Annotated in this window: 19 protein-coding genes; 3 read left to right on the top strand and 16 right to left on the bottom strand. The window is 36.9% G+C overall.

Annotated elements, in window-relative coordinates; all coding sequences use genetic code 11:
- Positions 1-114 precede the first annotated feature (114 nt).
- A complete protein-coding gene (gene pilM, locus MKY09_RS06395) occupies positions 115-2250 on the top strand; it encodes a pilus assembly protein PilM (protein ID WP_342567889.1) in 2136 nt (711 codons plus the stop codon).
- A 111-nt stretch (positions 2251-2361) separates the two neighbouring features.
- On the opposite strand, the gene MKY09_RS06390 is transcribed toward pilM, so the two are convergent.
- The 10 genes from MKY09_RS06390 to MKY09_RS06345 form a co-directional block, all read right to left on the bottom strand.
- Positions 2362-2955, bottom strand: coding sequence for a YtxH domain-containing protein (locus MKY09_RS06390; RefSeq protein ID WP_342567888.1), 594 nt, complete (start codon positions 2953-2955; stop codon positions 2362-2364).
- 20 nt (positions 2956-2975) lie between these two features.
- Positions 2976-3434, bottom strand: a complete 459-nt coding sequence (locus MKY09_RS06385) for a DUF948 domain-containing protein (RefSeq protein WP_169360024.1) — start codon at positions 3432-3434, stop codon at positions 2976-2978.
- A 142-nt stretch (positions 3435-3576) separates the two neighbouring features.
- The gene (gene murC / locus MKY09_RS06380; RefSeq protein ID WP_169360023.1) at positions 3577-4878 is read right to left on the bottom strand and encodes a UDP-N-acetylmuramate--L-alanine ligase; all 1302 of its coding nucleotides are present in this window, start codon (positions 4876-4878) and stop codon (positions 3577-3579) included.
- Between the two features lie 112 nt (positions 4879-4990).
- Complete coding sequence (locus tag MKY09_RS06375; RefSeq protein WP_342567887.1) at positions 4991-7645, bottom strand: DNA translocase FtsK; 2655 nt, start codon at positions 7643-7645, stop codon at positions 4991-4993.
- A 125-nt stretch (positions 7646-7770) separates the two neighbouring features.
- Positions 7771-8376 (bottom strand): YtpR family tRNA-binding protein, encoded by a 606-nt coding sequence (ytpR, locus tag MKY09_RS06370; RefSeq protein ID WP_342567886.1) that lies wholly within the window; start codon positions 8374-8376, stop codon positions 7771-7773.
- Positions 8373-9188, bottom strand: coding sequence for a DUF1444 family protein (locus MKY09_RS06365; RefSeq protein ID WP_169360020.1), 816 nt, complete (start codon positions 9186-9188; stop codon positions 8373-8375). The genes ytpR and MKY09_RS06365 overlap by 4 nt, the downstream gene beginning before the upstream one ends.
- Before the next feature lie 139 nt (positions 9189-9327).
- Positions 9328-9639: a thioredoxin family protein gene (locus tag MKY09_RS06360; protein ID WP_169360019.1), complete on the bottom strand. Its 312-nt coding sequence runs from the start codon at positions 9637-9639 to the stop codon at positions 9328-9330.
- A 10-nt stretch (positions 9640-9649) separates the two neighbouring features.
- A complete protein-coding gene (locus MKY09_RS06355; protein ID WP_240949727.1) occupies positions 9650-10162 on the bottom strand; it encodes a hypothetical protein in 513 nt (170 codons plus the stop codon).
- A 93-nt stretch (positions 10163-10255) separates the two neighbouring features.
- A complete protein-coding gene (locus tag MKY09_RS06350) occupies positions 10256-10807 on the bottom strand; it encodes a DUF84 family protein (protein WP_342567885.1) in 552 nt (183 codons plus the stop codon).
- Between the two features lie 74 nt (positions 10808-10881).
- Positions 10882-11955: a M42 family metallopeptidase gene (locus MKY09_RS06345; RefSeq protein WP_169360018.1), complete on the bottom strand. Its 1074-nt coding sequence runs from the start codon at positions 11953-11955 to the stop codon at positions 10882-10884.
- A 170-nt stretch (positions 11956-12125) separates the two neighbouring features.
- Here MKY09_RS06345 and MKY09_RS06340 point away from each other — a divergent pair, with 170 nt between their 5' ends.
- Both MKY09_RS06340 and MKY09_RS06335 read left to right on the top strand, forming a co-directional pair.
- Complete coding sequence (locus tag MKY09_RS06340; RefSeq protein WP_251556320.1) at positions 12126-12440, top strand: hypothetical protein; 315 nt, start codon at positions 12126-12128, stop codon at positions 12438-12440.
- Positions 12441-12510: 70 nt separating this feature from the next.
- The gene (locus MKY09_RS06335; RefSeq protein WP_169360016.1) at positions 12511-12675 is read left to right on the top strand and encodes a hypothetical protein; all 165 of its coding nucleotides are present in this window, start codon (positions 12511-12513) and stop codon (positions 12673-12675) included.
- A 518-nt stretch (positions 12676-13193) separates the two neighbouring features.
- Here MKY09_RS06335 and MKY09_RS06330 read toward each other — a convergent pair.
- From MKY09_RS06330 to MKY09_RS06305, 6 genes are all read right to left on the bottom strand, one after another.
- Complete coding sequence (locus tag MKY09_RS06330; RefSeq protein WP_342567884.1) at positions 13194-13844, bottom strand: HAD family hydrolase; 651 nt, start codon at positions 13842-13844, stop codon at positions 13194-13196.
- Entirely contained in the window at positions 13828-14769 is a 942-nt protein-coding gene (locus MKY09_RS06325) for an alpha/beta hydrolase (protein WP_342567883.1), read from the bottom strand. The genes MKY09_RS06330 and MKY09_RS06325 overlap by 17 nt, the downstream gene beginning before the upstream one ends.
- 145 nt (positions 14770-14914) lie before the next feature.
- Positions 14915-15763, bottom strand: a complete 849-nt coding sequence (locus MKY09_RS06320; protein ID WP_298468273.1) for an MBL fold metallo-hydrolase — start codon at positions 15761-15763, stop codon at positions 14915-14917.
- 31 nt (positions 15764-15794) lie between these two features.
- Positions 15795-16445 carry a tRNA (guanosine(46)-N7)-methyltransferase TrmB gene (gene trmB, locus MKY09_RS06315; protein ID WP_342567882.1) on the bottom strand — a complete coding sequence of 217 codons (651 nt, stop codon included), beginning with the start codon at positions 16443-16445 and terminating at the stop codon, positions 15795-15797.
- 4 nt (positions 16446-16449) lie between these two features.
- On the bottom strand, positions 16450-17388 hold the full coding sequence (locus tag MKY09_RS06310) for a YegS/Rv2252/BmrU family lipid kinase (RefSeq protein WP_342567881.1): 939 nt from the start codon (positions 17386-17388) through the stop codon (positions 16450-16452).
- On the bottom strand, positions 17381-18361 hold the full coding sequence (locus MKY09_RS06305) for a nuclease-related domain-containing protein (protein ID WP_342567880.1): 981 nt from the start codon (positions 18359-18361) through the stop codon (positions 17381-17383). The genes MKY09_RS06310 and MKY09_RS06305 overlap by 8 nt, the downstream gene beginning before the upstream one ends.
- Positions 18362-18365: the final 4 nt, after the last annotated feature.

Raw genomic sequence — 18365 nt, 5'->3', positions numbered from 1 at the left:
TGATACATTTTAAGATATAAAATATATTATAATCAATTAATCTAAGAATGTCACGCTTTTTATTTTAGCGATTCAACTCGCTAAAGTGTTTTATCCAACAAAGGAAGTGAGAACTTGTCATCAACCCTATTTGCATTAGATATTGGAACCCGTTCGGTAGTAGGTATTATTTTAGAGGAACGAGATGGGTCTTTCCATGTGGTAGACATCCTCGTAGAAGAACATAAGGATCGTGCGATGCTGGATGGTCAAATACATAATGTGCTCAAAGTTGCTGAAGTTATACAATCTATAAAAGAAAAGCTAGAAGAAAAGCATGGTCCTCTAGAGAAGGTAAGTGTGGCCGCTGCTGGACGTGCTCTAAAAACAGAACAAGCTGAAGTGAAAATGGATATAAAAAATCGTCCAATTTTCTCTGAAGAGGACGTGAGCAGGCTGGAACTCTCTGCAGTGCAGCATGCACAGAATAGTTTGGTGCATCCTGATATCGATAAACAATCCAGCCATTACTATTGTGTTGGCTACAGTGTACTTTATTACAGGTTAGATGGTGATGAAATTGGCAGCCTCGTAGACCAGCAAGGTGATGAGGCTTCAGTAGAAGTAATTGCTACCTTCCTACCCAGAGTAGTTGTAGAGTCCCTTATATCAGCTTTAAAGCGTGCAAATCTTGAGATGGAAGCATTAACACTCGAGCCAATTGCTGCTATTAATGTTTTAATCCCCCCTTCTATGCGACGACTGAACGTAGCACTAGTGGATATTGGGGCAGGAACATCAGATATCGCTATAACTGATTTTGGAACTGTCGTTGCTTACGGCATGGTTCCGTATGCTGGAGATGAAATCACGGAAGCATTAAGTGAGCATTATTTGTTAGACTTCCCTCTTGCTGAAAAAGCTAAACGAGCGATTAATAATAATGAATACATACAAATTCAGGACATACTTGGCTTTGAACAGGACGTAGCAAAAGATGAGGTAATTGCAGCCTTAAAACCAACGATCACAGAACTTGCTAGTGAAATATCAAAAGAAATTTTAAGGTTAAATAATAATCGATCACCAAAGGCTGTCATGCTTGTAGGGGGTGGTAGCTTAACACCTACCATTACCACTTCGCTGGAACAGGCTTTGAGTCTACCAACTAACCGAGTGGCTGTAAGAGGTATTGATGCGATACAAAATTTAACGAAGGAAGAACATATCCCTGTCTCTCCTGAGCTAGTTACACCTATTGGAATTGCTATTGCTGCCAAAAAGTCTCCTATTCAGTATATGTCAGTAAAAGTGAACGAGCAGGTTGTTCGTTTATTTGAACTGAAGGAAATGACAGTGGGTGATGCACTTTTAGCCGCTAATATCTCTACGAGAAAGCTTTATGGGAGACCAGGGGTGGCCTTATCCATTCAACTGAACAACCAAACAATCCATATTCCTGGTGGTCATGGTCAGGCTGCAATAGTCAAAGTGAATGGCATGGAAGCTAATACGAAAACAATTATTAAAAATTTGGACATCATAGAGTTAATGGAAGGTAAGGATGGAACTCCAGGAACTGCAACGGTACGAGACCTACTGGATGAGGCAGTAGCTCAATCCTTTAGCTTTGAAGGTGAAACTCATATAGTAGAGCCAAGGATTTTTATCAACGGGGTACCATCTTCCGCTGACACTGAATTGAGGGAAAGAGACAAAATTACTATAGAGACTGTTCAAACAGTCGAACAGCTTTTACATTCTATTGGCAAAGAAATGTCTATTCATAAGTTAAAACCATACACCATAACGATAAATGAAAAGAATCATTATATCCCCACTTTAACTCCTACACTTCTCATTAACGGAGTAAAAGGAAAACTGGAAAGTCCCATAAAGGACAATGATGTAATCACAATTAGCTCTAGTGAAGCTCCGACTTTAGAAATGCTTGCTAATGCATTAGATAAAAAATTAGATGCTCAAATAGAAATCACCTTTCAAAACGAAACAGTAAAACTTTATAAGGAGTGCTCAGTTGTTAAGATCGGTGAAGTTACAATTCATGCAAACGAGGTTGTGCGTACGGGTTCAATACTTGTATGGGAAGAAATAAATACTACACCATGGATTTTCCAGGACGTTTTTCGATTCTCGGAGTGGACCCTTCCCGAGAATGCCGGTTCTTTTCAAATCTTAAGAAATGGACACCCCTCTCGATTTGATGAAGAAATTTTCGGTGGGGATCATTTAGAAATACTCTTTAATTAGTGGAGAAAATATTATGGTTTAACTTAAATCCCTATAAAAACACAAAAGTGAAATTGCGATATGCAATTTCACTTTTTGTATGGCATGAGATTAAAAATCTCCGGCCTATCTTTATTTTGTTGTATTAGTTTTAGAATCTGAAGTTTCTTCTGCAATTGCTTCTTTAATAGCTTCCGCTACTGCTGTCGCATTTTCTTCCTCATCTGTTAGCTCTTCTGTCGTTTTAGAAATGGTTTCCATGAATTCCATTGGCTCTTCGCCCTCGGAAGAAGCAGTGCCATCATCTAACGGAGAAGCAGGAGAACCTTTAATGTTTTTCACTTTTTCTACAAGCTGTCCAGATTGCTCCTGTAGCTGTTTAGATAGCTGAGTTGTTTTCTCTTTAGCAGTGGAAGAAAGATCCATTGTTTTATCCTTCAACTGACCTGCTTGTGTGCTTAACGTACCACGAAGCTCAGTCCCAGTCTTTGGTGCTAATAATAGAGCAGTTGTAGCACCGATAATACCACCGATCACTACACCCATGATAAAGTCTTTACCGTTTACTTCCTCGTCCTTATACACATTGTGACGACTCTCGTTATAGGAAGGCATTGGTGGATAGCTAGGCTGTCCTTGTCGATCATACGAAGATTGGTTTGCATAGTACTCTTGATTAAATTTTGCATCATTGTAATTTGGTTTGTTTGATTCGTAATTTGTCATATTCCATTCCTCCAGTAAGATTATTTTACATTATCTTTTTCAAATGTATAAAAGCCTGCTTGCTCCATTGCTTTTCGCTCTTTCCATTTGTCGCGGATACCTAAGAAAATACTACTCCACTGAACAACCTGAGCGATTTTATCTTCGTTTTTTTCTACCTCTGTTGTAACAGAAGTAGATAAACGTTGAATCGAATTGTTGAAGCCATTAACAGATACTCCTACGTTCTTAACTGCGTCTACCACAGTATTTAGCTTTTCAGATTTATCTTGAATATCTACAGCTAATTCATTCGTTTTATGCAAAAGCTCTGCTGTTTCTTTTGTCACATTTTGTAAATGCGTTTCTAAGCCATCCAATGTTTCTGCAACATTGTTTAAGGTCTTTTTCACGGAAGACAAAGTTACCGCCAGGCTTATACATAAGATTAAAAAAGCAATGGCTGCTACAATTGCCGCTATGTATAAAAGATTTTCCATGTGGACACTCCCCATTTCTTGTTATGTAATATTTTTACCCCAAATGAATCAAACTAAACTTCTTACTCTATATACTATACTACTTTTTTTTGAAAACTCCTCTAAAAAATGCTTAATCTACATAAGAGATTAAGCATTTTTATTAATTATTTAGTTTTTTTTCAAATGCTTGTTGATATTTTTGGACATCTCCTGCGCCCATAAACATATACACCGCATTTTCATGATTAAGTAATTGCTCCACGTTGTCTTCCTGAAGGATATGACTACCTTCTATAAGATCACCCAGCGTTTCAATCGTTAATGTACCAGTATTTTCTCTAGCAGAGCCAAATATGTCACATAGGTATACTTCATCAGCCAGGCTTAAGCTTTCCTTAAATTCATTTAAGAACTTTTGTGTTCTAGTGTACGTATGAGGCTGGAATATTACTACAAGCTCTCGGTCTGGATACTTTTGACGAGCTCCTTGGATCGTTACTGAAATTTCTGTAGGATGATGAGCATAGTCATCAATTATCACACGATTTTCTATAACAGTCTCAGTGAAACGGCGTTTTACACCTTCAAATGACTCCAAGCCACTCTGAATTACCTCTGCAGGTACTCCTTCATAATGACATAGAGAAATAACTGAAAGTGTATTTAAAATAACATGATCTCCGTACATTGGGATGGTGAAGCGATGATAGAACTCGTTTCTTACAAATACGTCAAAGGAAGTTCCCTCTGTCGTCTTTTCAATATTACGAGCAGCAAAATCATTGTGTTCGCCAAATCCGTAGTAGACTACTGGCACAGATGCTTTAATACGTTGAAGATGAGCATCATCCCCACACGCTATAATACATTTTTTAACCTGCATAGCCATTTCCTGAAAAGCATTAAATACGTCTTCAATATCGCTAAAATAATCTGGATGATCAAAATCGATATTGGTCATAATCGCATAGTCTGGGCTATATGCCAAGAAATGTCTGCGATACTCACAAGCTTCAAATACAAAATTAGAGGCGTTTTCAATCCCTTTACCTGTACCATCACCAATTAGATACGCTGTTGGACTATATCCACTTAAAACATGCGCCAAAAGCCCTGTAGTTGATGTTTTCCCATGAGCACCAGTGACAGCTATGGATGTAAACTGGTTCATATATTCCCCTAAGAATTTATGATAACGGACTACTTCCAATCCTAATTCCTTCGCTTTGACGATTTCTGGGTGAGTATCAGGGAATGCGTTCCCAGCGATGATTGTCATATCTTCTGAAATGTTATTCTCATCAAAAAGCAACACATTTATATTGCGTTCATGTAATGGTTTTTCTGTAAAAAAGTACTTTTCAATATCTGATCCTTGCACTTCATGACCTTCATCATGAAGGATTTGTGCCAACGGGCTCATACCCGATCCTTTAATCCCTGTAAAATGATACTTTGTCATACGTTGTAAACCTCCTGGGATTATTCCCACTTATATACATTGTCTAAACGTTCGTCTATTAGACGTATTCCCCATTATATCACTTTTTAGTACGTAATATTAATAAATATATTTAACTAAAAATTTGGTCTAAAGTGTCGTTTTTCAGTAACACTTCTCTCGCCTTACTGCCTCTTTGCTCCGAAATGAATCCAGCCTCATGCATAGCATCGATTAGTCTAGCAGCTCGGTTATAGCCTAAATGGAATTTTCTTTGAAGCAAGGACGTCGAAGCAGTGCCCTGTTCTACAACAAATCGGCAGGCTTCCTCAAATAAATCATCTTGCTCAGCTGCAACCTCAGACTTTTGAATTAACTCATCCTGCTCAAATATATATTCAGGAGTACCTTGACTTCTAGCAAATTCAATAACACTTTCAATTTCCTCATCCGTTACATAGGTACCTTGAATACGGACTGGACTTGACATACCATTTCCTTGATATAGCATATCCCCGCGACCAAGCAATCGTTCGGCACCCTGTTGATCTAAAATAGTACGTGAATCAATTTGAGAAGATACCGAAAAAGCAATTCGAGTCGGTATATTCGCTTTGATCAGACCTGTAATGACATCCACGGAAGGACGTTGAGTTGCCAAAACGAGATGAATACCACAGGCTCTAGCTTTCTGTGCAATACGGCATATAGCATCCTCGACTTCTGTTGGCGCCATCATCATTAAATCAGCCAACTCATCTATAACAATTACTAGGTATGGCAGTTTTTGAGCAAACTGTCTTTTTTCAGTCGCCAAAGTATTATATCTGCTAATGTCACGCACACCAATATGAGCAAATAACTGATAACGTCGTTCCATCTCCTCGACTGCCCATTTAAGTGCTGCTGTTGCTGCCTTAACATCTGTAATAACAGGGCTCACTAAATGAGGAATATGGTTAAATGGAGCAAGCTCTACCATTTTGGGGTCAATTAACAATAACTTAAGCTCATTAGGTGTTGCTTTATAAAGGAGGCTTACAAGTAAGGAATTAATAAATACAGATTTCCCTGATCCTGTTGCACCTGCAATTAAACCATGTGGCATTTTTCTTAAATCAATAGTCACTGGTTTACCAGTCAAATCTAAACCAAGCGCTGATTCTAAAGGAGAATCTGATTCCTTAAAGACATCTGTATTAAGTACCTCCGAGATTCGAACAGCACGTGATTTTCTATTAGGTATTTCAATACCAATAGAACGCTTCCCCGGAATAGGAGCTTGTATACGAATATCCTTAGCAGCTAGTGCAAGCTTTAAATCATCTGCCAGATTACGGATTTTACTAACCTTCGTACCATGTCCAACTGTGATTTCAAACTGTGTAACTGCTGGACCTTGGACCATTTGGACAATCTCTCCACTTACTTGAAAGTACGAAAGTGCTTCTACTAATGTAAAAGCTTGATTTTCCATCCATTCTTTATCCTCATCCTTAATTTCGGGTGGTAACAGGTAACTAAAGGAAGGTTTTTCATACGTAGATTGAGGTTCCTCCTCTAATGGTGGATTAACAGCAATTGTTTCCTCAATGACTACTTTCTCCTGTGTAGGAGCTTCCATTGGTTTTTCTTCCACGACAGAACGGTTAGATGTTGGACTTTGATAAAGAGGGATTATTTTATTTTCTAGTTTATTCAACTTTTCCTTATCTGACTTCAGCATCAATACGTTAAAAGGTCTAATTTTTTCTTTTGACTTAGTTTCAGTAACTTTAACGTCTTCTTGTTGTGGTTGCAGTTTCTCTACTTCCATATATTGTGGCTGATTTTCGTCCTCTAATACCTGTCCTTTCAGGTCCTCTACTTCAATTGCTTGTTCTAGCACTTCCTCTAATGGAACTTCTATAACCGATGAAGGAGAATCTAGTATTTCAACAGCATCCTCTTTCTCTAATACTTCTGTAGCTGCTATCATTTCCACCGCTTGTTCTTCTTTTAAGCTAGGAACATAGCTTTCTACTTCGTTATTCATCGGCTCAAGTTCTTCTTTTTTACCTTGCTGCTCTAGATCAGAAACAGCATATTCTTCTATATTGTCAGTTTCCTTCTCCAATATTTCGTCTGATGTTGTTACCATTTCCACCGCTTGCTCTTTTTCTTTTGGTGTAGGTACATAACTTTCTACTTCTATACTCTTTGATGTAGTTTCTTCTTTTATTGTAAGTTCGTCTAAAACAGGAACTTCTGGCTCTACGATCACATCACCTTTTGGCTCGTATAATTCTGTAGTCGTTACTAATTGTTCCGATTTTTCTTCTTTCAAAATAGGAACAACTGGTTCTACTTTTTTATTCGTTAAAATAGTAACTTCTTCTTTATCAACTTGTTCCTGCTGGTAGCTGTTACGAAGATTACCTTTTGGCTTATTATAGCCGTACACAGGAGAAGGCACCTGCGTAGGAGTGAAAGGCCGTTTTTTCTTTTCTATAATAGGCTCGTCCACTATTACTTTTTCCACTCTTTTAGTAGTTGGTTGTAATTTTCGTTGCTGCCATCCCTCATAAATGGGAGGTGCTTCATATATTTTCTTCTCAGGCTTTATCGGCTCAGGCTCTATAATTTCCTTTTCTTCCTTTGACCCGTACAAAAATTCATTTTTTTCGCTGTCCGATATTAATGGAAAACGGAAAGGAGTACGTGGTTCTCTTGGAGATATCTCCTCTACTTCCTGTTCTTCTATATGTTCTTCCTCATTATTAGAAAATAACTTTTTAAACCAATTCATTTACATCACTCTTTCTACTCGATACCTCTATTTTACCAATAATTAAGGTATACGTCTGTTAAAAAATAAAAGATAGTAGAAAAAAAGCATACCTATTAGGCATGCTTAAGAACTTCTTCTTACTTTTATGATACAAAGGCACTTCCTATTTCATTGTTATCTTCCAAAACAAGAATCCCTTTTACTTCTGGAGCGTTCGGTAAAGCTAGCTCTCTTGCAGAGCAAAGCATACCACTAGAAGCGATGCCACGAAGCTCTGCATCTTTGATCACCATACCAGACGGCATGACTGCTCCTACTTTAGCTACTACTACCTTTTGTCCAGCATCCACGTTTGGAGCTCCACATACAATTTGTAGCGTTTCATTGCCCACGTTTACTTGACACACCTTTAGTTTATCGGCGTTTGGATGTTGTTCTAATGATTCGACTAAACCAACTACAAACTTAGGAGATAAATCGACCTCTAATTGGTAGTTTACATTATTAGTATTCAATACCTCTTGAATTTTAGCCACAAGCACTTCATTTAGATCAACTTGTCCGTTTGCTTCTAAACGTGCATATTTACTGAAGCCAAATATGTTAATGGCAAGAATCTCAGAAGTTTGCGCGTCCTTGACAAGCGTCACATCTCCAATAATGTCAGTAGTAACCTTTTCTGTTTTTTCAGGCGTGATTTGGATTAACAAAACGTCACCTACACCAGCTGCGTTGTAAAAAATATTCATTTGTCTTCTTTCTCCTTTGTTACTCGATTTTTAGCCAAGATAAAAATAGGCTCTAAATCTCCCTTTTCGTATATAAAAGATAATGAGGTGATCGGCACAGTTCCTACTGTAAAGAAATGCATAGTCATTTGAGCTAATACATCGTAGCCTGTCTCATTTCTTATATCACCAATAATCATAACATCTTGATGGGGTACAGAAACAGTCATATCTCCAGAAATCTGTTTTTTCATATCTTTTAGAAGCGATTCGTTCAAGATTCTGCTCGCATCATAGCCATCATTATTGTTAAAAAAGTAAAAAGTATTACCGGCAACTTCATCTGTCTTATAATTTGTTTTTAAGTTTCTGACTTGGAAAAGAGCTCTCTCACGTATTTCAGTCTCACGCAAGCCCCAGCCTGATAACATTTTCTCATCTATTAAACGATACGTGTTACCTAAATCTAATACATAATAGATTCTTGTTTCTGCTGTATGATCCTTCGTAACAAAACGATTGCCCTCATTTGATTTTAAAGGAAAGGATGTTGAACGAATAACTGGGTACACAGCAAAATTCGGGTCCAGCAGTCCCTCCATCTCCTTTTCCATCGCTAAAAACGTTTCTAATATCGTGTAAACTACCTCATCTATTGCCTTTTCTTTTTTGGTCTCATATCTTGCTAAAATCGGAGGAATGGATAGATCTATTCCTTTTCCTAGTTCCTTATGCGTTAGGCGCAGTTTGTTTGTTTCACGATTGTAATCATACGTATATTTATCTTCTGAAATTTTTGTTTTAAATATGTTTATTAACTCAAGAGCTTTCAAAGTATCCTTCCTTTCACAATTCTTTCGCTACCTATGTGCATTCTATCTTTGGGGAGCATATAAAAACAACTATTATGTACTAAGTACTACTCCTATTTACAAAATGTAAAAACGGTTCACAAATGTGAACCGTTTTCTATTAAATAGATTGAAGAAATGATTCAATTTCTTCTCTTGTTTTGCGATCCTTGCTTACAAAACGACCTACCTCTTTACCACGGTCATAGGCGACAAAGCTCGGAATACCTAGAATATCTAACTCCACGCATAAATCTATAAACTTGTCCCGATCAACTGAAATAAATTGAAATTCAGAAAATTGTTCTTCTATTTCCCCCATAAAAGGATCAATAAAATGACAATCAGGACACCAGTCAGCTGTAAATTTAAATACAACTCTTTCATTGTCTCTCAATTGTTTAAATTGTTCTATAGAATTTAGATTTTCCATGTTAGCCCTCCTACTTCGTTTGAATAGATCTTACAATCGTCATCATCTGTTCTAGATTATCTGATACGTCTTTCTCTTTTGAAATCGTAGTTAACTTAGTTCCACCTATACTGGATACCAACTCATATCTATCTTCACTATTCTTCAGAATCGCTGCATAACCAAAACGATTGTCCGCTTCAAAGGTCTCTTCCTTAATAATATTAATATTCTTATTAGACATCATTAAGTCGTAATACAATTTACTCGTAGACAATTCATTTGGGTTTATAAACAAGATATAAGAGTCTTTTCCTTTTGATAGTAGAATATTAGTTTCATCAGAATCTTCTTCAACAGAATATCCACTTGGTAAAAATAGTTTAATGTCATTTACTTCTTTGTTAGGATCTTCAGCATCCTCCGTAAAAGCCTTCTCTGCTTTTTCTAGGCCTTTTACAGCTTGTTCATCTAAAGATGCACAGCCTGCACATAAAATGACAACTAGTGACGCGAGAATTCCTCGCATCCATTTTCTCGTCAATTTCGTTCCTCCATTCAAAGCATAACTGCTATATATTTTATCGATGATTTAATTTACTTGCAACTAGTATAGCTTATTGTTCTAGATAGGATTTCATTCATATAAATCTATTTTATCATGCTTTAGCTTTAAAAAGAGTTCATATTGACCTATAAGTAATAACATGATGTGCTCAAACATATCATTTCTTTTTATTATACCATTAGTAAATACACCAATAGCTCCTTCGTTGTGACGAATCCCCTGCTTGTTGGTATAGACGTCCATTATAGGACCTAGTTCCCCTCCAGCTCTCAGCTGCTCTGCAATTTCCACGGGTAATGGTACACCAGCTCCAGTAGCAGTAAACACTTCCCCTGTTTTGATTGCTAGTGCTCCCCAGTTGCAAATGTACATAGTTCCATCGATTTCTTGTACTCCACCCTCTAATCCAATACTGAATGTTCCATCTAAAATATCCATTGCATGTTTGGCTCGGTTGATAGCACCTTGTCTAGTCTCCTCATTACTCATTGGTTGGTCGGACACTAAAGAGGGCACGTCCTGATTTATAAAAATAGCATTGGGATAATATAATCTCCCTACTGTTTCTACTGCCTTAGTTTTAGCTCTATTATTAGTTGCAATCAGTATTTTATGCATCATTTCATTTCTCCTTCTTTAAAACAGAAACTGTCTTGGCCATAACTCTAAAAAAAAAATGCCACAAGGGCATTTTTTTATACATTAGCTTTAATCGTTTCTAGAGTAGTGCGGTCACACGCCTTAACTAGCTTCACGATTAATTCTTTCGCTGCAGCGTAGTCATCAGTATGAATGATAGATGATGATGTATGAATATAACGTGAACAAATACCAATAACTGCGCTCGGAACGCCTTCTAGTGAAGTATGGACACGTCCTGCGTCTGTACCACCTTGGGAGATAAAGTACTGATAAGGTATGTTATTCGTTTCAGCCATATCTAATACAAATTCTCTCATACCACGATGAGTAATCATAGATCGGTCAAAAATACGTAGAAGTGTACCTTTCCCTAATTGACCAAACTCATTTTTATTACCAGAAGCATCATTAGCTGGACTAGCGTCTAAAGCAAAGAATAGATCCGGCTTAATCATATTTGTCGAAGCTTGTGCACCGCGAAGTCCAACCTCTTCCATTACGTTTGCACCGGAATATAGCATGTTCGGTAATTGTTCATTTTGAACTTCTTTTAATAATTCGATTGCCAGACCACAGCCATAACGGTTGTCCCAAGCCTTCGCCATTATTTTCTTATCATTTGCCATTGGAGTGAACGGGCAGACAGGGACAATTTGATCGCCAGGCTTGATACCCATACGTTTAACATCCTCTTTGTCATCTGCACCCACGTCAATTAGCATATTTTTAATATCCATTGGTCTATTACGAACCTCATCACTCAACAAATGAGGTGGAATGGAGCCTATTACTCCTGGAATTGCTTGGTTATACGCAATGATTTCTACACGTTGAGCAAGTAAAACTTGGTTCCACCAGCCTCCCAGTGGCTGAAAACGAATCATACCGTTATCCGTAATACCGGAAACCATAAATCCTACCTCGTCCATGTGTCCAGCAACTAAAATCTTCGGTCCATTTTCGTCACCTTTTTTTACCCCGAATATCCCACCTAAATTATCCTGTACAATTTCATCTGAATATTTAGTTAGTTCACTTCGCATAAAGGCACGAACCGCATGCTCATTTCCTGGCGCTCCTGGTAACTCAGTTAACGTTTTAAATAACGCGCGTGTTTCTTCATTCATTATTAAAGCCTCCTAAAGCCTCGTAAAGTTAATATTCACTCTTTAAATACATTCCCTCTCTATTGTAATAAAAGATTGAAGGGTTTACTACTAATAAATTTCGACATACGAAAAATTTTACGAATTCCATTTATATGATAAACTAAAATAAACACAAGGGAGGAATTAGAATGAAATTAAGAGACTATATGATGGGATTAGGTACAGGAGTTGTATTAGGTATTGTTGCAAGTCAGGCTGCCACTAAAATAAATCCAAACAAACCAGCAGATCTAGTGCTTAATAATATAAAGAACTCCTTTAAAGAAGAAGGTCCAATCGATGGTTCATGGATTTATATGAGTCCAGAGCCGTTCCAAAAAGAAGCAATCCGTTTTGAAGTGTATAAGGGCGGAATATCTAGAATTAAAAATGGAGAACTAGAGCAATTTGAATTTGCAGCTGACTCTAAAACAGGTTCTGTAGTAGACATAGCAAAGGTTTAATCATGTCCTTTTAGTAATAAAGCATAAAACCTCTTATTAGGTGTAAATTATCAGTAGGAGGTGATGTTTCATGAGTAGTAAGAACAACAAAAAAACCATGAATAAAAGAACACATAACAGCCAGGAGCTATACAAAAACCCTACAGTTAACCCCGACACAGAACTCGGGATAGACTTTGCCGAAGTCTCTAAAAATAAGGTGACAAAACATATTACAAAAGAATCGAATAAATAATGCAAAGGTGAGTTTAATAACTCACCTTTTTTTAATTGTGGAAGTGTTGCGCATATGGGACGAAGTATTGCGGGAATTGAGTGAAGTGTTGCGCCTTTACTCCAAAGTGTTGCGGGAAATGAGTGAAGTGTTGCACTAATTAGAAAGTGCTGTGGGGTGCTCGTGAGCATTATTATCCAAATAATTGAAACATTCCTTCTCTTTCTAACGTATCCCTTATTAGAAAGCGAGGTGAATTTATCAATGGGTAAAAGTACAAGTATAATTTTTGTAGTCCTTCTGAGTTTTGTGATCAGTTACATTTTATCATCAGCATTTGCTCATTATGGTTTAAACACAACAAATTTAATCACCGGGTTCATTATAATTGGTTTGACTCTCTCTGCCGTTTCTTTGTTTGGAAAAATATTTCCTGAAAAAACAGTTGTAGAAAATTAATAATTTTTTAAAGAGTTTGGGAGTGTTTTTTAAAAAACTACTCCCAATTTTTTTTCATAATTTTCAAATCGTGTTACTGTTTAAAAAAACCAAATTTGATACTCCTTTAATAACATTTCTAAATCTTGTTTGCTTCTATCAAGATAGAGACCTTTTATACCAGCTTGCTCGGATCCGTATATATTTTCTTTTTTATCGTCAATAAAAACACTTTCCTCGTTACAAACTGATAGCTTCTTTAACGCAAGTTCATAAATAGCTACATTTGGTTTCTCTAACTGAACGGAGGAAGATAAAATAATAGCTTCAAAATAGCAACGTATTCCTAAACGATCAAAAACCAAGTCCATACTTGGCATTGCATTAGATATAACAGCTAATCTGTATTTTTTACTTAAATTCTCTAATACCTGTTTAACCTCTACGAACAATTCACAGTTTACTGCGTAATGAGTAAAAAGAAATAATTCTTTGGCCACTTCTTTATTTTTCAAATACTTAGCAATGGTCCCATAATAACGCTCATAATATTGTTTCTCTTCCTCCCAAGTAGTGATAAATTGCTTTTCAATTTCATTAGCAATATGTATGGCAGCTACAACTTCAGAACGTGTATATCCTCTTTCCAAGAGTAAATTAATAATTCTTTGCTCCCCTTTTACAAAGGTATCAAATAGGACTCCGCCTGCATCAAGGAAAATTACTTTTGCATCTCTACTCAGTTTGCTCATATTTTCTCCCTTTACTTCTAATCTCTGCTTCTATCTTTTTAACAGAATTTATTATAATATCTGGTCGATCTAAATGAACGGAGTGATTAGAACCTTTAGCAAAAATCAAATTACTCTTTTTAGTCAAATAAATTTGTTCCTTAATCAGTTGCTCCCACTTATCTTCTAACAAAGTTATCTCTGTTTCTGGTAATCCTTCCCGTATCCCTATCGATACACAATGTTCTTTGTCTCTGCCAATTACTATTAAAGGTAGGTCTGGACAGACCTCCATATTTTTAATTACTTGAGCATCGTGCTTCCAGTTGCTAATTTCCAAATACATCGCCTTATAAAGAGTTGGGTTTAATGGAAATTCCAATAACCTTTTTTGTATTTCTGGAGGAAAGCTAAGTTCTTTTTGAGTCAGAATGATTGGTTCAATCAATGACTTGATTTCATCTGTCTTCATAGTGCTATAAGATAAACACTTTTGAAGCCAAGCATCATCTGTAGAGTCTTCATTCATAACAGGTAAATCTAATTCATCCAATACTCCAAAATCGACAGAAGTAGAATCCACTAAGACTACCCCTAGAACCTTTTCAGGATACTGCTTCATAAAATGCTGAACACATAATCCCCCGTAAGAATGTCCAACCAAGGTGACAGGTTCAGTGATATGAAGTTTGTGAATAATCTCCACCATTTCATTTACCACCTTTTGTGTATTGCGCTCTTTTCCACACAATTCACTTGTTCCAAGTCCTGGTCTATGAAACATAATGACACGATTTGATTTACTTAGTGCTTCTGTTAACTCATACCACTCATCGAATGAGGATGCCATCCCAGAAACGATTAGTATTGGGCTACCTGTTTTTCCTTTAATGATGACTTCAATTTTCTGATGGCTTAAACTTAAACATCTCCTAATAACTCTCACCTCACCAATTTTTTAGTGTAATGTTACTTACTTCTATATGTTTAGCCAAACCCCTGCTCCGAGTTGCTAAAAACTACTCTTCACACCATTTTTATATAAAAAAACCAGCTATAAATGCCAATAGACATTTATAGCTGGCGTATTTTTAAGAACGCGTTCTCTCTAATTTTTCTACAACTTCCTTGCCATCCGTGGACCATTTAATCATACGGTGATAGGCATCATGGTAGAAGCTGAACCAATAATTGTTTTGCAACGCTTCATTGACCCATTTTTGCTTAGCAAATACCGAGGTCATTGGGTAGTCATCGTAAGCCAATACCCATAATGGATTTTGATGTGCATGTGTTGGCATAAGGTCTGCCATATGGATGATTGTTTCATCCTTTTGCTTTAATAGCACAATACTGTGACCATCACTATGACCACCTGTATGAATCATCTCAATATCTTCTAAAAGCTTAATAGAATCCTTGAATGTAATGACCTGTGATTGAATGGGCTCCCAGTTTTCCTTCCAATATGTATTGCTTGAACGGACATTTGGGTTCTTCATTTCATTCCACTCTACCTCTGAAACATAGATGGAAGCATTCGGAAAACTGGAAACTAATTCTCCATTTACCCATTTAGTTAGTCCACAAGCATGATCGAAATGTAAATGAGTCATTAAAATGATGTCGACATCCTCTGCAAGAAGACCTAGCTCGACCAGATTGTCATCTACCACTGACTCATCTGTAATGCCATAATTTCTGATTTGCTTGTCTGAGAACTTTCCAAATCCTAGGCCCGCTTCTAGCAAAATGTTCTTCCCTTTATGTTGAATCAATATTGGATCTGAAGGAAGTTCAATTTGATTTTTTTCATTGACCGGATATTTCTTTTCCCATAAAGGCTTTGGCACTACTCCAAACATGGCTCCCCCGTCCATATGTGTCGTACCACCTTTTAACCAAGTTAATGTCATCTCGTGAAATTTATACGTATCCATACTTTCATCCCCTTTGAATAGTATTGATCTTTTATTCTTGGCTAATAAATCTAGCCTCTAGACGATAGATTGGTTGACCTTTTGCAGAGAACTTCTCTTCATATTCAGTCATAATATTATCTTCTGGCATATTCGCATGTAAATCAAGCGATACATACGTTAACAGCATTCCATAGGCTGACATGCTTGTTAGAGAATATTCGAATAGACCTCTATTATCTGTTTTAAAATGAATCTCTGCATTGTCTACTAAAATAGATTCATAAAGCTTTAAAAAGCCTTCATGAGTTAAACGTCGCTTTGCATGTCTAATTTTTGGCCATGGATCAGAGAAGTTTAAATAGACGCGATGGACATCATTTTTTTGAAAATATTTTGCTAAATCAGCGCCATTTACCTTTAATAGGCGTAAATTTGGTAATGGCTGAGCTTCTAATGCATTTTCTAATGCAGAGACAATGACACTGTCATAAAGCTCGATTCCTATATAATTGATGTCGGGATTTTGTTTTGCCATTCCAGTTACAAATTGGCCTTTCCCAGTTCCTACTTCTATATGAAGTGGATTTTCGTTATCGAACACTAAATTCCATTTTCCTTTTTGTTCTTCCGGATTTGGAATCACTATTTCTGGATGAGAATTTATAAAATCCTCAGCCCAAGGTTTGTTTCTTAATCTCATTACCTTAACTCCTTTTACTTGGTGGTTTTGCTAATTTCCATGCATGATGCTCTACTCTAAATGTATAGATGCTGCCCGGAATTGTCATGCAGGAAAATTCTCCGTCAACGTGCCCATACACTTGATCATTCATTTGAATGGCAAACTCGCTTGCCTGAATTTGTTTAACTTCTTTATAAGCCGTGTGTTTGCCATAAAACACTGTGCCAAATATAAATAACAGCTTAGCCCGCTTCAAATGATGCACAACGGTTAGTTCAATTAAAGAATCGTTTGGTATAGAGGAAGGAGAGATTTTCATGCCTCCTCCAAAATAGGGTTGATTACACACAGTAATAAACCAAACATCTTCAAACTTTATCGTATCTCCTTGATTTAGTAAAGAGAAAGAGAATTTTTTAAACTTAAATAACTCTTTCACAAGATACAGAATGTACACTAATTTACCTAATCCTAGTCTATTTAACCACTTTTTCCATTTAGATTGATTGGCTGCGTATACAACATGTGCATCAAAGCCAAAGCCCGCATTATTTATGAAATGAAACATATCTGAATTAGTGTTTAATACACCGATGTCCATCTGTTCTGCCGTCTGATACTCTAAAACATATTCTGTTAGCTGCTCGAGTGTTTGAAACACAAAAAAAGCCCGAGCAAAATCATTTCCACTTCCAGCAGAAACAACTCCAACTCGAACATGATTATACCCTATAGTACCTGAGAGGATTTCGTGCGCGGTACCGTCTCCACCGATTGCAATAATAAGAAGAGGGTCTTGGCTAGCTTCTGCATATTTTTTCGCTATATCGGTTGCATGCCCACTATATTCAGTTTTAAGAAGCGTAAAAGCGAAAGGGAGATGGTCTTGCCATGACTCCCAAAGCTTTTTAGCTCTCCCCTGACCTGCTATTTCATTAACAACAATTAGTACATCATTCATTTTCTATCTCGCTTTCCAGCTCCCAGCTTGCCCTAGAATAGGAGGTTGTCTGAACCAGATTAAGTAATGCCTGCGCTGCCTTAAACTGCATATGCTTCATCGGAGATGGAGACGATTTTAAAGCTTGAAACCATGCAGGAAAGCTTCTAGTATCTACTAATTGAGTCTGATAGGCAGAGCCTGGATAATCGATGTAACCATTTCTGGATAAAACTACTTTTCGGATAGGCAAATCAATATCTTCCTTTTTAAAAACTTGCAATAGAATAGATTCCATTCTATTAAGACTGATCATCGGACTTAATACCTTACTTTCGCTCTTTCCACTTTTCTTCACCCAAAAACGATCCCCACTTCCGATAAATGCATCTAAGTCTCTGCCTTCTAACATTACTATACATATAATTTCTGTAGGCAAAACGATAATAACATCTAATTCCACAGGGGCTTTTTTCAGTTTAAGAATTGGGTAATAAAACAGAAAATAATTATCAGGTAATTGTAGTGTGAGAAGTCGTAACAAGCTATCTCTCATATACTTTGGATCTACATAGGATTTTTCCATTAAAGTAGAGCTAGCCCATTTTAATTGAAAATGAAATAATTGGTCTAAATACATTCGTCGTAGTTCTTCTTTAGAACTCGGGTTATAAACAATATTAGGTTCGAAAAAAAGAGTAGTAGATTCTTCTGGAACTTCTTGATTCTCTACCTCCTTTTCATCCAATATCTCTGTAGAGGTTTCTTCTTTGTTTCGAGAAAACAATTTAGAGATAAAGGATTTTTTTTCCTCTACCTCTAAATCCTCCTCCTGCTCCTTCTCTATCCACGATGTATCTAGAGCTCCTCTTTCATAAGAAGCGTTGACTCGCTCCCATTGTTGTTTTTTTAAACGAACAAATTGAGTAGGATACCGCTTTAAATCAATTTGATAGCGGGATATATAATCCTGTAATTTAACTAACTGAGCCATTCCA

The organism is Psychrobacillus sp. FSL K6-4046, assembly GCF_038624605.1.
Taxonomy (GTDB): domain Bacteria; phylum Bacillota; class Bacilli; order Bacillales_A; family Planococcaceae; genus Psychrobacillus.
Note: the sequence above shows the minus strand (reverse complement) of the source record. Positions and strands in the feature narration are given on the sequence as shown.